Annotated in this window: 21 protein-coding genes; 11 read left to right on the forward strand and 10 right to left on the reverse strand. The window is 65.2% G+C overall.

Annotation, left to right across the window (positions count from 1 at the left end):
* Nucleotides 1-3 precede the first annotated feature (3 nt).
* Nucleotides 4-432 carry a MerR family transcriptional regulator gene (locus tag ACIGJE_RS11210; protein WP_311933495.1) on the forward strand — a complete coding sequence of 143 codons (429 nt, stop codon included), beginning with the start codon at nucleotides 4-6 and terminating at the stop codon, nucleotides 430-432.
* Nucleotides 433-462: 30 nt separating this feature from the next.
* Here ACIGJE_RS11210 and ACIGJE_RS11215 read toward each other — a convergent pair whose 3' ends face one another.
* Genes ACIGJE_RS11215 through ACIGJE_RS11235 form a run of 5 tightly spaced genes read right to left on the reverse strand, consistent with a single transcriptional unit; the run spans nucleotide 463 to nucleotide 6,830 of the window.
* Nucleotides 463-1,539: a DUF2218 domain-containing protein gene (locus ACIGJE_RS11215; RefSeq protein WP_483680079.1), complete on the reverse strand. Its 1,077-nt coding sequence runs from the start codon at nucleotides 1,537-1,539 to the stop codon at nucleotides 463-465.
* Nucleotides 1,536-2,378: an ABC transporter ATP-binding protein gene (locus ACIGJE_RS11220; RefSeq protein ID WP_483680080.1), complete on the reverse strand. Its 843-nt coding sequence runs from the start codon at nucleotides 2,376-2,378 to the stop codon at nucleotides 1,536-1,538. The genes ACIGJE_RS11215 and ACIGJE_RS11220 overlap by 4 nt, the downstream gene beginning before the upstream one ends.
* Entirely contained in the window at nucleotides 2,375-3,445 is a 1,071-nt protein-coding gene (locus ACIGJE_RS11225; RefSeq protein WP_483680082.1) for a FecCD family ABC transporter permease, read from the reverse strand. Before ACIGJE_RS11225 ends, ACIGJE_RS11220 begins: the two co-directional genes overlap by 4 nt.
* Nucleotides 3,442-4,650: an ABC transporter substrate-binding protein gene (locus ACIGJE_RS11230; protein ID WP_483680084.1), complete on the reverse strand. Its 1,209-nt coding sequence runs from the start codon at nucleotides 4,648-4,650 to the stop codon at nucleotides 3,442-3,444. The genes ACIGJE_RS11225 and ACIGJE_RS11230 overlap by 4 nt, the downstream gene beginning before the upstream one ends.
* The gene (locus ACIGJE_RS11235; protein WP_483680086.1) at nucleotides 4,644-6,830 is read right to left on the reverse strand and encodes a TonB-dependent siderophore receptor; all 2,187 of its coding nucleotides are present in this window, start codon (nucleotides 6,828-6,830) and stop codon (nucleotides 4,644-4,646) included. The genes ACIGJE_RS11230 and ACIGJE_RS11235 overlap by 7 nt, the downstream gene beginning before the upstream one ends.
* A 315-nt stretch (nucleotides 6,831-7,145) precedes the next feature.
* On the opposite strand from ACIGJE_RS11235, the gene ACIGJE_RS11240 reads away from it, so the two are divergent.
* Nucleotides 7,146-8,168, forward strand: coding sequence for a helix-turn-helix transcriptional regulator (locus ACIGJE_RS11240; RefSeq protein WP_415086040.1), 1,023 nt, complete (start codon nucleotides 7,146-7,148; stop codon nucleotides 8,166-8,168).
* A gap of 33 nt (nucleotides 8,169-8,201) precedes the next feature.
* Here ACIGJE_RS11240 and ACIGJE_RS11245 read toward each other — a convergent pair whose 3' ends face one another.
* The gene (locus ACIGJE_RS11245) at nucleotides 8,202-9,053 is read right to left on the reverse strand and encodes a LysR family transcriptional regulator (protein ID WP_483680088.1); all 852 of its coding nucleotides are present in this window, start codon (nucleotides 9,051-9,053) and stop codon (nucleotides 8,202-8,204) included.
* A gap of 98 nt (nucleotides 9,054-9,151) precedes the next feature.
* Here ACIGJE_RS11245 and ACIGJE_RS11250 point away from each other — a divergent pair, with 98 nt between their 5' ends.
* Nucleotides 9,152-9,610, forward strand: coding sequence for a RidA family protein (locus ACIGJE_RS11250; protein WP_483680090.1), 459 nt, complete (start codon nucleotides 9,152-9,154; stop codon nucleotides 9,608-9,610).
* 32 nt (nucleotides 9,611-9,642) lie between these two features.
* Nucleotides 9,643-10,431, forward strand: coding sequence for an SDR family oxidoreductase (locus ACIGJE_RS11255; RefSeq protein ID WP_483680092.1), 789 nt, complete (start codon nucleotides 9,643-9,645; stop codon nucleotides 10,429-10,431).
* On the opposite strand, the gene ACIGJE_RS11260 is transcribed toward ACIGJE_RS11255, so the two are convergent.
* Both ACIGJE_RS11260 and ACIGJE_RS11265 read right to left on the reverse strand, forming a co-directional pair.
* The gene (locus ACIGJE_RS11260; protein WP_311933489.1) at nucleotides 10,428-10,970 is read right to left on the reverse strand and encodes a hypothetical protein; all 543 of its coding nucleotides are present in this window, start codon (nucleotides 10,968-10,970) and stop codon (nucleotides 10,428-10,430) included. The genes ACIGJE_RS11255 and ACIGJE_RS11260 overlap by 4 nt on opposite strands.
* A gap of 132 nt (nucleotides 10,971-11,102) precedes the next feature.
* A complete protein-coding gene (locus ACIGJE_RS11265) occupies nucleotides 11,103-12,317 on the reverse strand; it encodes an alanine racemase (RefSeq protein ID WP_311933487.1) in 1,215 nt (404 codons plus the stop codon).
* A 251-nt stretch (nucleotides 12,318-12,568) separates the two neighbouring features.
* Between ACIGJE_RS11265 and ACIGJE_RS11270 the strand changes: the two genes are divergently transcribed.
* From ACIGJE_RS11270 to ACIGJE_RS11290, 5 genes are all read left to right on the forward strand, one after another.
* Nucleotides 12,569-13,009, forward strand: a complete 441-nt coding sequence (locus tag ACIGJE_RS11270; protein ID WP_149254242.1) for a hypothetical protein — start codon at nucleotides 12,569-12,571, stop codon at nucleotides 13,007-13,009.
* Nucleotides 13,006-13,671 (forward strand): ribonuclease T2 family protein, encoded by a 666-nt coding sequence (locus ACIGJE_RS11275; protein WP_483680094.1) that lies wholly within the window; start codon nucleotides 13,006-13,008, stop codon nucleotides 13,669-13,671. Before ACIGJE_RS11270 ends, ACIGJE_RS11275 begins: the two co-directional genes overlap by 4 nt.
* 21 nt (nucleotides 13,672-13,692) lie before the next feature.
* Nucleotides 13,693-14,043: a cupin domain-containing protein gene (locus tag ACIGJE_RS11280; RefSeq protein WP_483680096.1), complete on the forward strand. Its 351-nt coding sequence runs from the start codon at nucleotides 13,693-13,695 to the stop codon at nucleotides 14,041-14,043.
* A gap of 276 nt (nucleotides 14,044-14,319) precedes the next feature.
* On the forward strand, nucleotides 14,320-15,519 hold the full coding sequence (locus ACIGJE_RS11285) for a low temperature requirement protein A (RefSeq protein WP_415086031.1): 1,200 nt from the start codon (nucleotides 14,320-14,322) through the stop codon (nucleotides 15,517-15,519).
* Nucleotides 15,516-16,370, forward strand: coding sequence for a 23S rRNA (adenine(2030)-N(6))-methyltransferase RlmJ (locus ACIGJE_RS11290; RefSeq protein WP_415086029.1), 855 nt, complete (start codon nucleotides 15,516-15,518; stop codon nucleotides 16,368-16,370). Before ACIGJE_RS11285 ends, ACIGJE_RS11290 begins: the two co-directional genes overlap by 4 nt.
* Before the next feature lie 18 nt (nucleotides 16,371-16,388).
* Here the strand turns inward: ACIGJE_RS11290 and ACIGJE_RS11295 are convergent, their stop codons facing one another.
* Entirely contained in the window at nucleotides 16,389-17,642 is a 1,254-nt protein-coding gene (locus ACIGJE_RS11295; RefSeq protein ID WP_311933475.1) for an ROK family protein, read from the reverse strand.
* A 296-nt stretch (nucleotides 17,643-17,938) separates the two neighbouring features.
* Here ACIGJE_RS11295 and ACIGJE_RS11300 point away from each other — a divergent pair, with 296 nt between their 5' ends.
* Together ACIGJE_RS11300 and ACIGJE_RS11305 are read left to right on the forward strand one after the other, a co-directional pair.
* Nucleotides 17,939-18,646 carry an SDR family oxidoreductase gene (locus ACIGJE_RS11300; RefSeq protein ID WP_367624124.1) on the forward strand — a complete coding sequence of 236 codons (708 nt, stop codon included), beginning with the start codon at nucleotides 17,939-17,941 and terminating at the stop codon, nucleotides 18,644-18,646.
* A 4-nt stretch (nucleotides 18,647-18,650) separates the two neighbouring features.
* The gene (locus ACIGJE_RS11305; protein ID WP_415086026.1) at nucleotides 18,651-19,184 is read left to right on the forward strand and encodes a 2,4'-dihydroxyacetophenone dioxygenase family protein; all 534 of its coding nucleotides are present in this window, start codon (nucleotides 18,651-18,653) and stop codon (nucleotides 19,182-19,184) included.
* A gap of 5 nt (nucleotides 19,185-19,189) precedes the next feature.
* On the opposite strand, the gene ACIGJE_RS11310 is transcribed toward ACIGJE_RS11305, so the two are convergent.
* The gene (locus ACIGJE_RS11310) at nucleotides 19,190-19,669 is read right to left on the reverse strand and encodes a hypothetical protein (protein ID WP_415086024.1); all 480 of its coding nucleotides are present in this window, start codon (nucleotides 19,667-19,669) and stop codon (nucleotides 19,190-19,192) included.
* Nucleotides 19,670-19,775 lie beyond the last annotated feature (106 nt).

Raw genomic sequence — 19,775 nt, forward strand, 5'->3', positions numbered from 1 at the left:
AAAATGAAGCTTTCAGGCGTGGCGATCGGCGAGGCGGCCAAGCGCAGCGGCGTCAAGGTGCCGACCATCCGTTACTATGAGCAGGTGGGCCTGCTGCCGGCGCCGCCGCGCACCGACGGCAACCGGCGTCTCTATGAGGCAGCCGATGTGCGCAGGCTCGCCTTCATCCGTCATGCGCGCGAACTCGGCTTCGAGGTCGACGCGATCCGGACCCTGCTCGACCTGCAGGACAATCCCGGCCAGTCCTGCGCGGCGGCCGACGCCATTGCCCAGGCTCGCCTGGTCGAAGTGGAACAGCGCATTGCCAGCCTGCAGGCGCTGAAAATTGAGTTGCAGCGCATGGCGGAAGGCTGCCGCCATGGCCGCGTCGACGAATGCCGCGTGATCGAGATCCTGGCCGATCACGACAAATGCCTGCATGGGCATCACTGAGGCGGTGCTTCCCGGCGCCGCCGAGCCCTCTCAGTGAGCGACCTCGTCGTGCCCCTTGCGCCAATAGGCGACGATGAGATGCTTGTGCTGGCGCAGACCGCGCTCGCCCAGGAGTTGGGCGCGTAAAGTGCGGAAGGCTTGGTATTCGCAGCCCACCCAGGCGTAGAGGCGGGAGCCGTCATCGGGGAAGGCCGTGCGGCTGACCGCCTCGACCAGCAGATTCGTGGTGCCGGCCGGCGCGCCGTTGCGGAACAGCCATTCGATCTCGATGGCTGCGGCAAAATCGAGCTGCTGTACCTCACTTTCGTCGGCGACCTCGATCAGGACCTTGCCGCGCGCGCTTGCGGGCAGGCGTTCCAGCATGCGCCCTATTGCCGGCAGCGCGGTCTCGTCGCCCGCGAACAGGTACCAGTCGGCCTCGGCCAAGCCACCGCCACCCGGGCCGAGGACCCCGACCTCCTCGCCTGGCTTCATGCTCTCCGCCAGGTTTGAGCCCGGTCCGGCGTCGGCATGGCGCACAAAATCAATGTCGAGCGTGCCGGCCACAACATCGAGTGAGCGCACGGTATATTTGCGCAGGCTGGGTTTGCGATCGGGATCTGGCCAATGGATCAGTCCGTCCGGACCGACGCTCGGCCATTGCGGTTCGGTCAGGTCGGGGTGCTGCGCGAGGATGTTGAGATGCAGCGCCTCCATGGACTGGTAGCGGGAGACGTCGCTGGCGGAGAACGTGATGCGGCGCATGTGAGGCGTCACATCCTTCACCCCCATCACCCGGAAGATCTGGAAGTTAGGAGGGCGTGAGATCTCCATGCCATCCCCGGTCCAGGCGATGGCGGGCCGGCTGCCCTGGGCAAATTCCACGATATGCGAGGCTACAGCCTGACGGATGAAGTAGAGCTCCTCGAGACTCTCCGCCTCGGTGTCGACCAGGGTGGCCGGGCCGGTGTTCGAGAAGCGTGCCTTAGCGCCGCGGAAATTGAGGATATGGGCGCCGTCGCGGTGCTCGACCTCGGCACCATGCTCGATGAAATGTTCGCAGAGTGGCACGATCACCGCTTCGGAGTCAGGCAGTTCGATGCGGGCCTGGGCGACAAAACGCTTCATGGATTTGCTTTCTGGTGGTGATGGGCCGAGGCGGAGCCCGAGCGGCTGCTGCGCTCGACCACACCGTCGACCATGATTTGCAGCCGTCCCTGCGAACAGCGTTCCACCCGTGCCTCGACGTCGTAGACATCGGCCAGCATGCGTGGGGTGAGGATGTCGTCTGGCGGCCCGGCGCCATGGAGCCCGCCCTGGCGCATGACAATGAGATCGTCAGCCCATTGCGCCGCCAAGGCGAGATCGTGCAGCACGGCCACCACGATGCGTCCGCCCGCGGCATAGTCCTTGATGCTGCGCATGATGAAATATTGTCGCGACGGGTCGAGCGCGCTCGTCGGCTCGTCGAGCAGCAGCACGGGCGGTGCGCAGGCGATGGCCTGGGCCAGGCTGGCCACCTGCTTCTGTCCACCGGATAACTGGTCGAGCGGCAGGGAGGCGAGATAAGGCACGCCGAGACGGGTCAGGACATCCAGGGCCTGCTCGGCATGCGAGCCCGGGCCTTCGCCGGCCTGGGCGACCCGCAGGGTCGCGATCACGGTTTCGAGCACGCTGAGGGAAACGTCGAGCGGCAGGGCCTGCGGCATGAAGCCGACCAGCCTCGCCCTCGCGGTGGCGCTCATGCGGGTGAGGTCGCGTTCGCCCAGCGCGATCTGGCCGCGCGTGCGAATGAGATGAGCCATGGCGCGCAGCAGGGTCGACTTTCCGGCGCTGTTGGGCCCGACCAGCGCCACCAGCCGCCCTGGCTGCAGGGGCGGCAAAGTGAGATCCGCGATGATTTCATGCCCGCCATAGCCGGCATGAAGCCCGCTCACGACGAGGGCGGGGGTATGATCCGCCTTCATAGGCCTTTCCCCAGCGTCCGTAGCACCAGGGTGAAGAACACCGGCAGGCCGATCAGCGCCGTCACTACGCCGACGGGCAGCAGCAGGCCGGGTATGATCAGCTTGGTGACGATGGAGGCGACCAGCATGACCAGTGCCCCCACAGCCATGCTGGCGGGCAGCAGGAAGCGATGATCCTCGCCGACCAGCAACCGCGCGATATGCGGGCCGACCAAGCCGACGAAGCCGATGACACCGACGAAGGCCACCGCGGTGGCCGAGAGCAGGCCGACGCGCAGCAGCGATCCCAGGCGCAGCCTGGCAATGTCGACGCCGAGGCTGCGGGCGCGTTCTTCCCCCAGGCGCAGCAGCGTGAAGCGCGAGGAAGCCGCCAGCGAGAAGGGAATGCTGACGGCCAGCACGACCGCCAGGATCAGGGTGGTGTTGGCATCCGCCCGCACCAGGCTGCCCATGCGCCAGAAGACGAGCTGCTGCAGGGCATCGGTCGAGGCTATGAATTGCAGGAGCGACAGCAGGGCCTCGGCCGACAGGCCGATGGCGATGCCGAACAGGATCAGGGTCTGAGGGCTGGCGCCGCGCCAGCGGGCGAGGGCGTGGATCCCTCCCAGGGAGAGGGCGGCGAACAGGAAGGCGTTGGCTGAAACCATCCAGCTTGCCGGCAGCCCGGGCAGGGACAGGCCGAGCACGATCGCCGCCGCCGCGCCGAGAGCGGCGCTGTAGGACACGCCGAGCGTGAACGGTTCGGCGAGGGGATTGCCGAGGACCGTCTGCATTTCCGCTCCCGCCAAGGCGAGGGCGGCACCGACCAGCAGCGCCATCACGCTCATCGGCAGGCGGACCTGCCAGACGATTACCTGGACGGGGCGGGCGACCTCGTCCGTGCCGAACAGGGCGGCCAGCGTGTTGCGCAGGCCGACGCCCGAGGGGCCGACGACAAGGTCGATCGAGAAGGCGGCGAGCCCGAGCGCGATCAGCGCGAGGACCAGGAACAGCCGGCGGCGTTGGCTCGCACGATAGTCGGTGAGGGCGGTGCGGCCGGAGTTCTTGGCGGAAGGGATGGGGCTCATGGCGTCGACGGACCCGCCACGGGCCCCGCATCGATCCAGAAGGTTCCTTCGACAGGGGCGGCCAGGAAACGTTGGTTGATCTCGGCCAGGGTCTGCGCCGGGTCGAGATCGGCGAACAGATCCGGATGCGTCCATTTCGCCAGGCATTCGACCGCCAGGATGTTCAAGGCCGAAATGGCAACCTGATGCGACAGGCCATAAGCGCGGCCTTCGCGCACGGCGCCGAGCTCGCCGAGGAGATTGCGCTGGACCGCCGCGCGCAGGGAGGCGCGGGCGGCCTCCGGCGCGATGCCGGCGCCCAGAACGAGGCCGCCGCGCTTAGCCAGATGCGAGCCGCCGGTGCCGACATAGACCTGGGGATCGGCGGCCAGGACATATTCGGGGCTGAGCTGGCCGTCATAGCCGGGGACGATGTCGGCGCCGAGCACGCGGCCGCCGGCAAAGGCGAGGTCATGGGTGATGGGGTTGTCCGCGCCGGGGGTGGAGCAGCATTGCAGGCCGGCATGGGCATCGACGAGCACCTGCGGCCAGGTATTCCGGGGTTGCGTCTTCGCGCTTTCGAGCCGCTGGGCGATACGGTCGTAATGGACCTTCAGAAAGGCTGCAAAGGCCTCAGCGCGGGCTTCCTGGCCAATTGCCCTGCCGAGCAGGCGAATCGAGGCCATGGTCGCCTCGCCTGCCGTCCGTCCTTTGTTTCGAGGGGAATCGAGAAAGATCACTGGCACGCCGGCAGCCTCCAGCTTGGCGGCAATGGCGTCCCAATCGGGCTGCCAGATGCTGATGACGAACAGATCGGGCTGCGCGCCGAGGATCGCCTCGATCGAGCTGTTGGCGGGCGAAACCGCGCCGACCACGGCAATGTCGTCGATCTCGGGGAACCGGCGGTGGAAGGCATCATAAAGGCCGCGGTCGAACCGCTGCGGTGCGGCCCAGCCGGCCAGCTTGGAGATCGGCTGCGGATCGACCAGGGCCAACGACAGCAGGACGAGGCTGTCATTGGTGACGATGCGCCTGGCCGGCTGTTGCAGGCGGACTTCGCGCCCGGCGGCGTCCGTCAGCCGGATCTCGGCCCGGGCGGTGGATACCAGGCTCATCGCAGCCAGGATCAACCCGCCGAGCAGGAGGAAGGCCATGGATCTGCAGGTCATCCTGGCGGTGGCCCCGGCCTGCGGTTCGGTGCGGAGGAATTGTGCGATCATCACCATGTATATTTCAGATTCGCGGTGATCGCGCGTGCCGCACCGTAATTGCAGCTGCCGCCGGTGATGTTGAGGCAGTGCGAGACATAGGTCTTGTCGAACAGGTTGGTGACGTTGACCCGGAAGGTGGCGCCCTGCAGGTTCTTGCCCAGCGTGCCGAGATCATATTCGGCACCAAGGTCGACCAGCGCCCGGCCGGGAATGCGCAATTGCGGGAGATATTTGGCGTCGGTCTGGTAGGAGGACGTCGCGCGCACGCCTGCGCTCAAGGATAGACCGGGCACGAAGCCTGGGCGATAGAGGGCCCACAGGCTGGCCTGATGCTCGGGCAGCCGCAGCATTTCCCGGCCAAGCTCCGCCGGCGTGTTGGAACTGAGTACCTTGGAGTCGGAGTAGGCATAGGACGCCATCACCTGAAACTGAGGCGAGAAATCGTATTTGCCTTCCAGTTCAATGCCGCGAACGCGCTGCCGGCCACTCTGGACGGAAAAGCGAGTATCGCGCGAATCCGGTGTCAGGGCGTTATCGGTTGTGAGCTGAAAAGCCGAGATGGTCACCATACCGCCGCCGCCTGGCGGCTCATATTTCAAGCCAACCTCATATTGCTCCGCTGTCAGTGCCTTGAAGGGTACCTTGTCCAGACTGGACCCGAGCAGCGGCAGGAAGGAGGTTGAGTAGCTCACATAGGGCGCCAGGCCATTGTCGAACAGATAGGTGAGCCCGGCTCTGCCGCTCAACTGCCTGTCCTTGGTGGTGACAGGTGCCTTACCCCCTGGCATGCGGTCTTTCGTATCGATCTGCGAGATGTCGTAGCGCAGGCCGAACGTCGCGACCCATCGGTCATAGCGGGCCTGGTCCTGGAGGTAGACGCCGATTTGGTTCTGTGTCTGCAGGCCGGAGCGCTGAAGCGGGGCCAGTGGGAACGGGCCATTGCCGTAGACGGGATCCAGGATGTCGATCGGCCGTGTCGGGCCGCTGTTGCCGAAATTGGTCGACGAGGTGTTGTGGACGTAATCGAGGCCCGCCAGCACGGTGTGGTCGAAGCGGCCAGTGGCAAACTTAGCCTCGATCTGGGTGTCGACGGTGAAGGCCGACAGGGTGTCCTGCGACATGGCGGTGACACGGTTGAGGGTGCGTCCGTCCGGCTGCCAGGCAAAGGCCGGGTTGACAAGCACCAGCTTCATGCTCTGGTCGGAGCGGGCGAAGCGCAGATTCTGGCGCACCGTCCAGGTGTCGTTGAAGCGATGCTCGAACTCATAGCCCAGATGGAAATAGTCGCGGTGGAAGTGGCCCCAATCCGGCTCTCCCAGGAAGAGATCGCGCGGGATCTGTCCCTTGGGATTGCGTAGCAGCGTGCCGACGGCCGGATAGAAGCGCGGATTGAAGACCGGCCGATCGTTCTGATAGTAGCCATAGAGCGTCAGCGTGGTGTTCTCGTCGGGACGCCAGCTCAGGCTCGGCGCGATCAGGAATTGCCGGTCGCGCTCATGGTCGATCTGGGTGTTGAGGTTCTTGGCAAGGCCGATCAGCCGATAGGACCAGGCTCCGTCTTCGCTGAGGGGGCCGGTGAAATCGAAGGCGCCCTGGATGCCGCCGAAGGCGCTCGATTGCAGCGATACTTCCCGCCGGGCAGTGCTCAGCGGACGCTTGCTGACCTGGTTGATGAAGCCGCCCGGAACCGTGCGCCCATAGAGCACCGAGGCCGGCCCCTTGATTACCTCGACGCGATCGAGCGTATAGGGATTGATGGCGGGATTGGCGTAGCCGCTGGGGTCGCCGGGGAGGACAAGCCCATCGAGCCAAGTGGTGGCGTAGGTGTTGAAGCCGCGAATATAGAGCCAGTCATAGCGGATGTCGTTGCCGTTCGGGTCCGACATCACGCCCGGCGTGTAGCGCAGCGCCTCGGCCACCGTATTGGCGCCCTGGGCGTCCATCTGGCCGCGCGTGACGACGCTGACCGCCTGCGGCGTCTCGATCAGGGGCGTGTCGGTCTTGGATGCGCTCTTGTTGCGCTTGGCCACCACGCTCCGCTCACCGCTCGGGCCTCCTGTCGCCTGGACGACGACCGGATCGAGCTCGATCGGCGGCGACGTCGCCGTGCTGCTTTGCTGCGCCAGGGCTGCGGGCGCAGACATGCCCTGGAAAAGGACGATAGTCAGCGCCAGCCCGGAGACGTTTGCAACCATACACAGCCGCAATGCAAATTCTGTGCAGTCTAGATTCATTCTAGATTTTGAATCTCGTAACGATCCACTGGTAACGCTGCCATTATCTTCTGGTTTTGATCTGTTCAAAAACATGCATTGTCCAGGGAATTGACTTGCTATGTGAGTTTAATTATCGGCTATGGCATTGTTTCGCACTTGGCAATGTTAAGGTCTTTGCGCAACGATCTTAGATCTTTGCGTGCCGATGAAATCTTTGGTGACGGATGATCGCGGCGTCCCAAGCCCTGACTCTGGGGTAGAGGGATGCCGAACGTAGACGGAAAGGCTTTGCCGATGAGCATAGTTTCAAGCCAGCGCGGGCAGGCTGCCGGCGGCGAGCTCAAGGCCATTCGCGTGCGCGATTTCCTCGAAAGGGACAAGGTTACCCTCGACAGCCCCGACAGCCGCCTTTCGATGGACGATATCCTGATGGAAGGTGAGTTCATGCACCGGGAATTGCGCCCGGGCCTATTCCTGCATGGCGGCAACGTCGTTGAGGAACGTGCCTTTACGGTGACCTCGCATCTGCAGCCGGGCCTGTCCTGCATCTTCTTCGTGGACGGCAAGGTGGGGCTGGGGATTGGCGACCGTCATTTCGAGTTCCGAGGCGGCCCGCGCGGGGCGATGGAAGGCGTTGCCATCATGAGCACCACGCCCGAAATCTTCCGCAGGATTTCGCGGGAACGCCAGCATGTGCGTCATCTGGTGGTGTCCGCCTCGCCGGAATGGCTGCAGATCGAGGGCCTCGAGGCCGTGCATGGCGAGGGGCTCGTCGCCGGCCTGCTCAAGGATCATCTTGGCGAGCATCGCTGGACGCTGATGCCGCGCCTGGCCGAACTGGTGCGGCAGGTCATGACGCCGACGGCGTTTGCACCGGAATTGCGCAATCTCTATCTGGAGGGGCGCGCCGTGGAGATCGTGGCCGAGACCATCGCTGCGGCGACACGGACAGATCGCAGCCGGAGCGCAGGCGGCACTTTGGCCCGCCAGGATCTCGTCCGCCTGAGGCGCGCCAAGGACCTGATCGCAACCCATCTGGCCGAGCCGCTCAGCATCGATGCGATCGCCCGGGAAGCCGGGGTCTGTGCCAGCGGGTTGCAGCGGCTGTTCCGGCTGGGCGAGGGTCATAGCGTCTTCGACTATGTCCGGCGTATTCGACTGGAACATGCCCATACCGCCCTGTTGTCGGGCGAGACGAGCGTCCAAGAGGCCAGTGAGCTGGCTGGCTATGCCAGCCCGGCGAATTTCGCCACAGCATTCCGGCGACAATTCGGTCTCACTCCTCGCGAGGTATCGGGCCAGTGCCGGGCCCATTGAGACCATCGGACGATCCTTGGACCCGCTATAGTGTCAGGCAACCAGCCGGTCCCGCAGGAACGCCGCGAGCTGCCGGGTGGGATTGCTCGGTTCTTCCCCCAGGAACAGGCCGAAATGGGCGCTGGGCGGTGCCGGCAGGCGAATGCGGGGTGCCAAGGTTTCGCAGTCGGCAGGGAGCGTCTCCGGCAACATCAGGCTGATGCCGAGACCGGCACGCAATGCGCCGACCAGCGCAGCGAACGTGGTGACGTGGCAGGCGATGGTCCAGGCGATGCCGGCTTCGGCAAAGGCGACGGCCGTCCTGTCCTGCCATGTGCAGGATTCCTCGAAGGCGACAAAAGGTACGGGCGCAGCGTCGGACAGGTCGATGAGGCGGCTGCCGCCCCAGACCAGCCGCCGGGACCAGTGGAAATGGGGCGCCGAACCGAAACGGGAAGGATCGCCGATGACGATGTCGCAGCGGCCTTCCCGCACGGCGCCGTCGAGTTCGGGACTGTGGGCCGTCATCAGGTCGAGCTGGATCTTGGGATGCTGCTGCCGAAACTCGGCGAGTGCGAGTGGTAATGGCGTCATTGCAAGGTCCTCGACCAGGCCCAGCCTGACTCTGCCGGCCAGTTGCCGGCCCTCGATCTGTCGCCGCGCATCGCTGGTCAACGCGAGCAGGCGCCTGGCATAGGCCGCCAATGTTTCGCCGGCCTGCGTCAGCGAGACGCCGCGCGGCGTCCTGTCGAGCAGTCTGGTGCCGAGATCGCCTTCGAGCCGCTGCAACTGCATGCTGACCGCCGCCTGCGTCCGGGACAGCCGTTCGGCTGCCGCGCTGATCGTCCCGGTTTCGGCCGCGGCAAGCAGAGCCCGCAGGAGATAAGGATCCAGATCTCGATCCATAAATTATCCTGATGCTTATATCATCATTATAAGGATACTTTTTAACCTCTCGATCTGGCAAGCCCATTCCGTCACATCGCCGGAAGGGAGCCTTGTCCATGCTCAGCCAGATTTTTCACGAACTCGGCCTGACACCGCCGCTGGTTGTCCGCGCCGACCTGCCATTCGAGCCCTGTGTGCGTATCGGCGACATCGTCTACATCTCCGGCCAGATTCCGGAACGCGGCAAGGAGATCACGGCCATCGGCAAGGTCGGCGACGGCGTGAGCCTCGATGAGGCCCGCAAGGCCGCCGAACTATGCGCTGCCAACGTGCTGTTCTGGCTCGACAGGGAGCTTCAGGGCGATCTGGATCGGATCGTCCGGGTCGCCAAGCTCACCGTCTATGTCAATGCCGCGGCCGGGTTCAGCCAGATCTCGCAGGTAGGCAATGGTGCCTCGGAGCTGTTTCTCAGGGTCCTCGGATCCCGAGGCGAGCACGCCCGTTCCGCCTTGGGAATGGCGGGGCTCCCTTTGGGCGTCGCCGTCGAGGTCGATGCCATCGTGCATGTGCGCTGAACGGGTGACGCGACAAAATATTGGATAGAAACATGAATCTCGGAATTGACGGTAAGCGGGCCCTGGTGCTCGGTGGCAATAAGGGCCTCGGGCGCGGCGTGGCCGCCCGCCTGGCGGCGGAGGGGGCGGTCGTCGCCGCGGTGGGACGCGACGCGGCAGCACTCGAGACGACGGCCGCGGAACTCCGCGGCGTCTCGCCGTCCTCCTTCGGTATTCGTGCCGATCTCGAAAATCCCACCGATGTCGCAGCCATGTTCGAGCGGATCGATCTCGAATGGGGCGGCGTCGATATTCTGCTGCTGAATGGCGGCGGGCCGCCGCCTTTCGGTGCCGGCGAAACGGATAGCGCACGATGGCATCGACAGTTCGATGCTCTCTTCCTGACGGGCCTGGGCATCGCCGCCCATGTCCTGCCGGGTATGAGGGCAAGGCATTGGGGGCGCATCCTGGTGGTGTCGTCGACCAGCGTGCGGGAGCCGATCAGGGGACTGACGGCCTCGAACGCCTTGCGGGCGGCGGTGGCCGGCTGGGCCAAGAGCCTTGCCAACGAGGTGGCGGCGGATGGCGTCACCGTCAACCTCCTGCTGGCCGGCCGGCTCGATACCGAACGGACCAAGGTACTCGACCGCCTCGATGCCGAGGCGCGCGGCGTGGATGCAGAGGCGATTGCGGCGGAGAGCCAGGCCGAGGTTCCGATCGGGCGCTATGGCACCGCCGATGAATTCGGTGCCGTTGCCGCCTTCCTGGCCAGTGACCTCGCCTCCTATGTCACGGGCGCGGCCATCCCGATCGACGGCGGCCTGGCTCGGGCTATCCTCTAATTGGGGAGCAGCCCCAACCGCTGCCGCGCACTGGCCATGGTGGGGCCACCGGCCACCACCACCGACATGTCGGTTCCCCTGACATCGGCGCGGGCCAGTCCGACGATGCGGCCCGTTTGGGGCGTGCTTTTGGCAAAGGAGAACGTCAGCTCGACCGAATTGGCCCGTTTACGTGCGCCGATGAGGTGGCCGTCGATTCCCGCCAGGTTCGGAGAGCCCTCGCTAAGCAGCCGGAGTGCCTGGAGGAGCTTGGCATCGGTAAGAGAACGGTTGGCCATCACGCCCCGGAAACCCAGTGCGCTGCCGTTCGGCAGGGAAGCGGTTCCGGTCATCACGAAGCCTGGCCCACCGCAGCGTGCGCTCCTGCAGATAAGCCCTTTGGTGAGACGCACGCCCGACGGCGCGTAATATGCCAGATTACGCGCTTCCTCCCAGCCTCGCGATGCCAGGCCGGCATCGGTGGCCGGTGAGAGCGATACGCGTCCCGCACACGAGGCTAAAGCAAGGCAAACAGCAAAAATACCGAGAAGACGGATCAAGAGAACCCCCAAGGCATAGAACAAGTAGTGTATTCTACTACGTCACCAAGCTAGGGGTAGTTTCCGTCACGAGCAAATGATTTCGAAGTTCAGATCAACGCTCGGTGATAAAAGAACAGGGCAAGAAGATTTCTACTCCGCCGCAATCGGAATGCTGACGCCGGGCTCTTCCTCGAACGGGGTCTCCAGCTCGACGAACTTGTCGGGGAAGAACCCATTGAAACGGGTGCGCAGGCCGAGCGAATAGGCGCCGATATGGCCGATCTCGATCCAGTCGCCGGTGTCGATTGTCTCGGGCAGATAGAAGGGGCGCGTCAGGATGTCGACGGAATCGCAGGTCGCACCGCAGATGCGGAACGGCAACAGCTTGTCGGGCGAGCCGTTGCGGCGCTTGCGGGCGGGATCGGGAATGAAGCGGGTCGGCAGCAGGAGCTTGCCCGTCCATGAATCGGAGAGCGAGGCCCAGACACCGTCATTGATGTAGAGGCGCTGGCCCTTCTTGAGCAGCACGCGCACCATCACCGACAGGCAGCGCGCCACGATCACCCGGCCGGGCTCGGCCACCAGCGGCAGGTCGTCCAGCTTCCAGTCGGCGATGTCGGCCCGGATCTGGCGCATCAGCGCCTCGGTCGTCGGCGTGCCCTGGTTCGAGCCCTTCTTCTTGGGGTCGAGGCCATATTGCGCGGGAAAGCCGCCGCCGATGTCGAGGCTGACGATATCCTCCTTGATGCGCGAGCGCACCCAGGCGACGGAGGCCATCGCCCGTTCATAGGTCTCCGGATCCTCGACCTGGGAGCCGACATGGAAGGCGATGCCGGTCTTGAAGCCGATGCCGGCCATGCGATCGAGCAGCTCGACCGCATGGGTCGGCGTGGCGCCGAACTTCTTGGAGAGTTCGTAGGCAGCCGCGCCCTTGGTGGCGAGGCGCAGGAACAGCGTGATCTCCTCGGGCGGAATGTCGAGGGCGCGCACGATGCGCAGGATCTTGGCGACTTCGTCCTCATGGTCGAGCGAGAGCTCGCGAATGCCATAGGTCTCCAGCGCCAGGCGGATATGGGACTGCGCCTTGACCGGATGCATATAAAGGAGTTCGCAGTTCGGCGAAGCGGCCCGGGCTGCTTCGAACTCGGCCGGGCTGGCGACGTCGAAGGAGGTGATGCCGGCCTCGGCCAGCACCTTGAGGATCATCGGCTCGCCATTGGTCTTCACGGCATAGGCGGTCTTGCCGGGAAACTGGGCCATGAACTCGCGCGCATCGGCCGCCAGGACCTGCGGTCGGAAGCCATAGACCGGTTCGTCCGGGCGGAGTGCCAGCGCAGCTTCGCGGGCGGTGGTGAATTTCTGCATGGCCGAATCGACGCCCCGTTTCATGATCCATGTTTAAGCCTGTTCATGGCTGCTGCAAAACAACCGTGTTTCCTGACAGAAATGTGACAGACGAAGGCGATCATGTCGTCTTGGGGGCAGCAGCAAGCCGAGCGATTGCCAGGCCGCCTTGCGAACGGCAGCAATTGGGCCCCGGCCCCATGGCTTGGTGCTTGACGGCTGGCCTCAGCGCGGACAGATTCGCATGAGTTGCTGATTTAAGGATTCTCATCATGCGTATTGCCGGTCTTGCCGCCGTCCTGCTGGCTGCATCCTGTGCGCCGGCGCTTGCCGCCTCGGCGCTGGAAAAGAATTTCTGGCTGTCCGGGCCTAATTACGACGCCGTCCTGCCCCATTGCGCCGACAAGGCCGTCTCCGACCAGATCGCCGCGCGCTTTGCCCGCAAGGAAGCGAATTACTGGCATTCCAACCTGGCGATCCAGCAGATCGACCGTCATCGCCAGGTCGCCTTCCGGCCCTGGGGCGCGAGCTACATTCCGCGCCGCTTCTGCGTGGCACGCGTGCTGACCAATGACGGGCATTATCGCCGCGTCTCCTATGCGATCGCCGAGGATACCGGCTGGATCGGCGCAAGCTGGGGCGTGGAATGGTGCGTCGATGGCACCGACCACAACCTGGCCTATGCGCCCGCCTGCAAGATGGCGCGTCCGTGATCCGTCTCCTGCTCGCGGCCATTGTCATGGTGGCCGCGAGCAGCGGTCTCGCCGCGCGTGAGATCCGTGGCGGGGCACCGGGCGATTTTGACCTTTATCTGCTCGCGTTGACCTGGTCGCCGGGCTTCTGCGCCACGGGTGGCGCGGCCAAGCAGCCCGACCAGTGCGATATCGGTTCGCGCCTCGGCTTCCTTGTCCATGGCCTGTGGCCGCAGGGGGAGCGCGATTTTCCCACCGAGTGCAATCCCGGTGCCTTCGTGCAGCGGCGAGACCTCGCCGCAACCCGGGGCGTGATGCCCTCCGAAGGCCTGGCCCGCTATGAGTGGCGCAAGCATGGCACCTGTTCGGGCCTGTCGCCGACCCGCTATTTCGAAGCGATGGCGACGCTCTATCGCCGGATCGTCGTCCCCGAAGCCTATCGGGCCCCGGGGCAGGACAGCCGGGCCGCACCGATCGAGATCGGGCGGGCCTTCTCGCAAGCCAATCCCGGCCTGCGGCCCGACATGATGACCGTGGTCTGCAGCCGGGGCGAGCGTGGCAGCGTGCTCACGGAATTGCGTATCTGCCTGAGCAAGGATCTGCGCACTTTCCGGACCTGTCCGGTGCAACTGCAAGTTCAGGGCTGCCGGACGCGAAACATTCTGATACCAGCGCTCAACTGAGATTGGCTTGGGTGAACCGACATGGCTCTATGGCTCAAATTCGCAGGCGCGGGGGAAGGGGAGGCCGAGGCAGGCGCACCCAAGCCCGAACGGCTGGAAGCCGGCACTCCGGCCTTCCGCACCTGGAACAGCTATGAGAGCGCCGATGGCAAGACCTTCTGCGGCATCTGGGAGGCAACGCCCGGGCGCTGGCGCATCGTCTACGAGGAATGGGAAAGCTGCACCCTGCTCGAGGGCCGCTCCATCGTCACGCCGGATGGCGGGGCGCCGGTCGAACTGGGCCCTGGCGACACCATGATCCTGGAACCGGGTTTTGCCGGCAGCTGGGAAGTGGTGGAGACGACGCGCAAGAGCTACGTGATCCGGATTTGAACGCCGCTTTTAGGACGGTACATCGGCCTCGTCTTCTCTCCGCTTGCGGGTGGGGAGGATCGTCTCGTCGTGCCGAATTGCCGGGCGTGCCGTCTCGACATGACCCTGCCGGTCCAGTCATGTCATGGCCTACCTCGATCGTCTCCGCTGCGGATGCCGACGTGCGGGCGACCTAAGCCGTGGACTTCTGCCTGCCATGCCGCCCGGCTGCGATTTCCCCTCTTGCCACTCCAGTGGCTTCCCGGCGATATGGGCTGGGCGGAGGTGACAGGTACAATGGCAGCAGAGCAGGGCGGCACCACCAGTTTTCTACGTGAGCGCGATGGTCATGAGGCTCGCGTTTCCTATGCGGAACTCTTCTTCGATCTCGTCTACGTCTTCACGGTGACGCAGCTTTCCCACTCGCTTCTGGAGCATCTTTCCTGGGGCGGGGCGCTGCAGACCCTGGTCCTGTGGTTCGCCGTCTGGCTGGCCTGGCAATATACCTGCTGGTTCACCAACTGGTTCGATCCGGAGAAGACGCCGGTCCGTATCTGCCTGTTCGCCTTGATGGCGCTCGGGCTCGTGATGGCAGCCGCCTTGCCGGAGGCCTTCGGGGAACGCGGGCTGATCTTTGCGATCTGCTTTGCGGCCATCCAGGTCGGGCGCACGGCCTTCGCCTTGTTCAGCCTGGGTGCAGGTACGCCGATCTCCCGCAATTTCCAGCGCATGATCGGCTGGAACCTGATCGCGGCCTGCATCTGGATCGCCGGCGGCCTGGCCGAGGGTGAAACCCGCATCGTCTTGTGGATCGTCGCGGTGGCCTGCGAATATTTCGCCCCCTGGTTCGGCTTCTGGCTGCCGGGGCTCGGCCGCTCCGATCCCGGCAAGGAATGGACGGTGGAAGGCGGCCATATCGTCGAGCGCTGTGCGCTCTTCGTCATCGTCGCGCTGGGCGAATCTGTCCTGGTCACCGGAGCCACCCTGGCCAAGTCGGCGGCCTGGGATGCCCCCAGCCTGATCGCCTTCTTCGTCGCCTTCCTCGGCTCGATCGCCATGTGGTGGGTTTATTTCGACATCTCCACCAAGGATGCGACCGAGGCGATCGTCGAATCCGACAGGCCCGGACAGATCGCCGCCTATACGCATTATCTGCATGTCGTCCTGATCGCCGGCGTCATCGTCACGGCCGTCGGCAACGATTTGTCGATCGCCCACCCCGCCCATCACGTCGATTTCGGTGGCATGGCGGTGATTTTCGGCGGGCCGGCGATCTATCTGCTCGGCAATGCGCTCTACAAGCGCCTGATCTATGGCGGCGTGCCGATCACCCATGTCGTCGGCCTGCTGGCGCTCGCCATCACCGCGCCTTTCGCCTTCATGACCGATCTTTTGATGATCAGCGGCATCACCACCCTGATCGTGCTCGTCGTGGCGATCTGGGAGGGTTATATCAGCAGGAAAGCGAAATCGAAGGCTCCGCAACACGCATCATGAACTATCGCCATGCCTTCCACGCCGGCAACTTTGCCGACGTCCTCAAGCATATCGTGCTGGCGCGCATCCTGACCCATCTCAAGGCCAAGGAAGCGCCGTTCCGCGTGATCGACACCCATGCCGGCACCGGGCTCTACAGTCTGGAAGCCGAAGAAGCCCGCCGCACCGGCGAATGGCGGGATGGCGTCGGCCTGATGGCGGCAAATCCGCCATCGGTGCGGGTCGCCGAACTGATCGCACCCTGGCACGATCTCTGCCAGGGGCTGATGGCCCAGTCCCCGCCGCTCTATCCCGGCTCGCCCTGGCTCGCCGCCGACCTGACGCGCGACCAGGACCGCCTGGTCTTCTGCGAAAAGCATCCCGAGGATGCCAGCCGCCTGCGTGGCAATTTCGCCCGCGGCAAGCGGACCAAGGTGACGGAGGGCGATGCCTGGGCCTTGCTGCCCGGCCTGCTGCCGCCGCCCGAGCGGCGGGGCCTCGTCTTCATCGACCCGCCTTTCGAGGAGGACAACGAGTTTCGCGCCATCGCCGAGGGTCTGGCGCAGGCGTTGCGACGCTGGGCCACCGGCATCTATGCCATCTGGTATCCGATCAAGGGCATGCGCGAGGTCGAGAGCTTCGCCCGCAAGGTGGCGGCATTGCCCGCCGGTCGCATCCTGCGCTTCGAACTCAGCCGCTACACCGTGCAGCGCATCGACCGCCTGAATGGCTGCGGCATGATCATCCTCAACCCGCCCTGGAAGCTGGACGAGGAACTGCGGGCGGTGGGCGACTATCTGGCTCCGCTCTTTGCCAAGGAAGGCAACGGCCTCATCCGCCTCGATTGGCTGAAGGAAGAAGAAAAGCGCTGATCCGCCTTTGAGGAGGAATCAGGCCAGGCGTGTCTCTCCCAGCGACGCGATGGGGCGGGCGCTGGCCGACAAGGTGGCCCGCGGCGCGAAGTCGATGAACAGCGGCAGGCTGGCGGCACCCAGGGCATGGGCGATCGAGCCGAAGGTGCCCAGCCGCAGCACCGGTGCGCTGCGTGCCTCGGGAATGGCCGCGGCCAGCGCGGTTTCTAGTCGCGAGACGATCTCCTGCATGATCGGCGCCCCGAGGTCGCCGTCAATGACCACATTGGGAACGTCGAGCAGAGCCTGTGCCGACAGGACCGGCCCGACCAGGGCGTCGACGCAATCGGCGATCCATTCTTCCAGGGCCGCCGGATTGGCGGCGATGGCTGCCGGCAGATCGTGCGGGCCGACGATCTTGCGGCCATGCCAGCCGAGATGGCGCATCAGGGCGGCAATGGAGGCCCGCGCCAGCAGAATGTCATAGGGGCCCTTGGGCGGAGGCACCGAGGCCAGGCGGGAGGGCGGCACCGGCAGCATGGCGACGTCGCCGGCATTGCCCTGGGCGCCGCGGCGATAGTCGCCGCCCAGCACCACGCCGCCGCCGATCGCCGGACCGATGAAGAAATAGACGAAATCGTCCGATTCCCGGCCAAAGCCGTAAAAGAGCTCGGCGATGGCGGCGGCGGTGCCGTCATTCTCGGCATGGACGTCGAGGCCGGTCAGGCTCTGCAGCGCGGCGGCGAAGTCATAGCCTTCCCACAGCGACAGCGTGTCGATCTCCAAATTGAGCCGATCGAGCCAGGCTCCGAGATTGTAGGGCTGCGCCAGGCCGATGCCGAGCACGCGTCCGGGGGACAGGCCGTCGGCGATGGCCTTGAGATCGGCGACGTCGGCCGCGACCACGGCCAGGGCCTCCTGCGGAGCCGGCAGGGGATAGTCATGCGAACGCTTGTCGATGAGATGACCGCCGAGATCGACCAGGGCGGTCTCGATGCGGTTGCGGTCGATCCGCACGCCGATGCCATAGGCCCCCGTCGGCTCCAGGCGCAGCAGCGTCGCCGGCTGCCCGCGCTGGCCGTGATAGCGTTTGCCGACAACGGAGATCAGCCCGAAGGCCTGCAGGTCGGAGACGATCTCGCCGATGGCGGTGTTGGTCAGGTTGGCGGCGCGGGCAAGGTCGGCCTTGGAGGCTTCGCGCAGGCGTCGCAGGCGCTGCAGCACGACACGATGGTGGTAGTGACGGATGCGCGCGGAGGTCAATCCGCGTTCCGCCATCGACGCGGGCGCCATGGCTTCCTCCCCCTTACCGCCTGGAGCAAGACACGTTCGGGTGTGAACGCTTGTTTGCTCCCACTTTCTGGGCGAGCGCATAGTCGCCACGCCGCTCTTTATTCATTGCCGTTGAGTAAATTCAAGAAGAGCGAAGGTGTCAAGCATCATGCGGGACCGTGCCGTCCGGCGCGTCAAGGAACCGACGCAGTCCTTGTCCCGTTTCCCATGGTCGCACCCGGATTGACGCCGGGCAGGGGGTATTGTCAGATCATTGACAGGTTCTGCCTGAGCCGGCGCACTATGGTGAATGGATCATGCAATTCGATTTCAAGGGCAGGCTGGTGCTGGTCAGCGGCGGCACCAGCGGCATCGGAGCCGCGATCGCGGCAGGATTTGCCGAAGCCGGCGCTTCCGTCGTGGCCGCAGGCCTGCCCGGAGCGGCCGCGCCTGCCGGCGTCGAGACGGTGGAGCTCGACGTCAGGGATGGTGCGGCCGTCGCCGCGCTGGCCGGGCGTTATCAGCGTCTCGACGTGCTGGTGAATGCCGCCGGCATCATCCGGCGCGGTGCCGAGCATGAGCCGGAGATCTTCGAAGAGGTGATCGACATCAATCTCAACGGCACGATGCGCCTTTGCGCCGCCTGTCGCAGCGCCCTGGCGGCTTCGGGCGCGGGTGCCGTGGTCAATCTCGCCTCCATGCTGTCTTTCTTCGGCGGCGGCCTGGTGCCGGCCTACAGCGCGAGCAAGGGCGGCATCGCCCAGCTCACCAAATCGCTGGCCATCGCCTGGGCGGGCGAACGCATCCGCGTCAACGCGATCGCTCCCGGTTGGATCGAGACGCCGCTCACAAGGGCGCTGGTGGAGGATCCCGCCCGCAGCGGCCCGATCCTGGCGCGTACCCCGCTTGGGCGCTGGGGCGTGCCGGCGGATCTGGTCGGGCCCGTGCTATTCCTGTGTTCCCCCGCTGCCGCTTTCGTCACGGGTACGATCCTGCCCGTCGACGGCGGCTATCTGATTGGATGAAGCCATGACCGTGCCCGACCGCAAGCTCGACCAGAGCCGGATGCCCTATCAACTGCCGATGCCCGCGGAGGCGGCCCCCGAGATCGTGGTGCCGCATGTGCTGCCCCATGACGAGCGTGTCTGGGTGCCGCAGATGGAGAATGTCTGGTTCCGCCCGCTCTGCCTGCATGCCGGGCAGGGCTATTGGGTCAACCTGCTGCGCGTGCGCAAATCCGGCGTGCTCTCGCGCCATCGCCATCCGGCGCCGGTGCACGGCCATGTCCTGAAGGGGCGCTGGCACTATCTCGAGCATGATTGGGTGGCCGAGACCGGCTCCTATGTGTTCGAGCCGCCTGGCGAGACTCATACCCTCGTGGTGCCGGAGGATTGCGAGGAGATGATCACCCTGTTCCACATCACCGGCGCCATGATCTATGTCGATCCCTGGGGCAAGGTGACGGGGTTCGAGGACGTCTTCTCCAAGATCGACATGTGTCGGGCCCACTATGCCGCCAACGGCCTGGGCGCCGACTATGTCGAGCGTTTCATCCGGGGCTGAAACGCTTATTTGGGGGCAGGGTGCTGCGGCGGCGTGGCGGGCTTGCTGTCGCCATGCGGGCGAGGCACCATGGCGAGCACGGCAGTCTCGAGCGACTTGTCGCGGTGCTTCAGGCAATAGCCGCGCAGATGGGTGCGCAGGGCGACCGGATCCGTAAGGTCGGCAAGGGAGCGTTCGCTGCCGAAGTGCCCGGGATTGGCCTTGGCATAGCCTTCGATATAACCGCCGGCCCAGGCGATGATCTGGCTGTCGAGGATATCGCGGCGGCGCACGGCGAAACCGCAGCGCATGTCGCCATAGTCGACTGCCTGGCTGACGGGCACATGCGGCTTGGCGGGTGCCGGGGGCTTGACCGCTGCAGGCGCGGCGTCCTCCGGCTTGGCCGGCGCCGTCTTGTCGGCGGGGGGCTTCTCGGTCGCCAGCGCCCGTGGAATCGGGAGGCTGCCTAGACAAAGGGCGCCTGCCAGGAATGCTGCCATCGTCACGCGCACATTTGCCTCCATCGCATTGATTTGCTGCATCATGCTGCGCAAACAAAAGGGCGGCCGCAAGGCGTTGTGCCCAGCATAGGAGCGCAAATCTTCGACAGGG

It is taken from the genome of Labrys sp. E2SS-1L, assembly GCF_057073705.1.

Bases quoted from the DNA above. Each gene is read 5' to 3' on its own strand.
- ACIGJE_RS11210 (WP_311933495.1), top strand. From the start codon at position 4: ATGAAGCTTTCAGGCGTGGCGATCGGCGAGGCGGCCAAGCGCAGCGGC.
- ACIGJE_RS11215 (WP_483680079.1), bottom strand. From the start codon at position 1,539: ATGAAGCGTTTTGTCGCCCAGGCCCGCATCGAACTGCCTGACTCCGAA.
- ACIGJE_RS11220 (WP_483680080.1), bottom strand. From the start codon at position 2,378: ATGAAGGCGGATCATACCCCCGCCCTCGTCGTGAGCGGGCTTCATGCC.
- ACIGJE_RS11225 (WP_483680082.1), bottom strand. From the start codon at position 3,445: ATGAGCCCCATCCCTTCCGCCAAGAACTCCGGCCGCACCGCCCTCACC.
- ACIGJE_RS11230 (WP_483680084.1), bottom strand. From the start codon at position 4,650: ATGGTGATGATCGCACAATTCCTCCGCACCGAACCGCAGGCCGGGGCC.
- ACIGJE_RS11235 (WP_483680086.1), bottom strand. From the start codon at position 6,830: ATGGTTGCAAACGTCTCCGGGCTGGCGCTGACTATCGTCCTTTTCCAG.
- ACIGJE_RS11240 (WP_415086040.1), top strand. From the start codon at position 7,146: ATGAGCATAGTTTCAAGCCAGCGCGGGCAGGCTGCCGGCGGCGAGCTC.
- ACIGJE_RS11245 (WP_483680088.1), bottom strand. From the start codon at position 9,053: ATGGATCGAGATCTGGATCCTTATCTCCTGCGGGCTCTGCTTGCCGCG.
- ACIGJE_RS11250 (WP_483680090.1), top strand. From the start codon at position 9,152: ATGCTCAGCCAGATTTTTCACGAACTCGGCCTGACACCGCCGCTGGTT.
- ACIGJE_RS11255 (WP_483680092.1), top strand. From the start codon at position 9,643: ATGAATCTCGGAATTGACGGTAAGCGGGCCCTGGTGCTCGGTGGCAAT.
- ACIGJE_RS11265 (WP_311933487.1), bottom strand. From the start codon at position 12,317: ATGCAGAAATTCACCACCGCCCGCGAAGCTGCGCTGGCACTCCGCCCG.
- ACIGJE_RS11270 (WP_149254242.1), top strand. From the start codon at position 12,569: ATGCGTATTGCCGGTCTTGCCGCCGTCCTGCTGGCTGCATCCTGTGCG.
- ACIGJE_RS11280 (WP_483680096.1), top strand. From the start codon at position 13,693: ATGGCTCTATGGCTCAAATTCGCAGGCGCGGGGGAAGGGGAGGCCGAG.
- ACIGJE_RS11285 (WP_415086031.1), top strand. From the start codon at position 14,320: ATGGCAGCAGAGCAGGGCGGCACCACCAGTTTTCTACGTGAGCGCGAT.
- ACIGJE_RS11290 (WP_415086029.1), top strand. From the start codon at position 15,516: ATGAACTATCGCCATGCCTTCCACGCCGGCAACTTTGCCGACGTCCTC.
- ACIGJE_RS11295 (WP_311933475.1), bottom strand. From the start codon at position 17,642: ATGGCGCCCGCGTCGATGGCGGAACGCGGATTGACCTCCGCGCGCATC.
- ACIGJE_RS11300 (WP_367624124.1), top strand. From the start codon at position 17,939: ATGCAATTCGATTTCAAGGGCAGGCTGGTGCTGGTCAGCGGCGGCACC.
- ACIGJE_RS11305 (WP_415086026.1), top strand. From the start codon at position 18,651: ATGACCGTGCCCGACCGCAAGCTCGACCAGAGCCGGATGCCCTATCAA.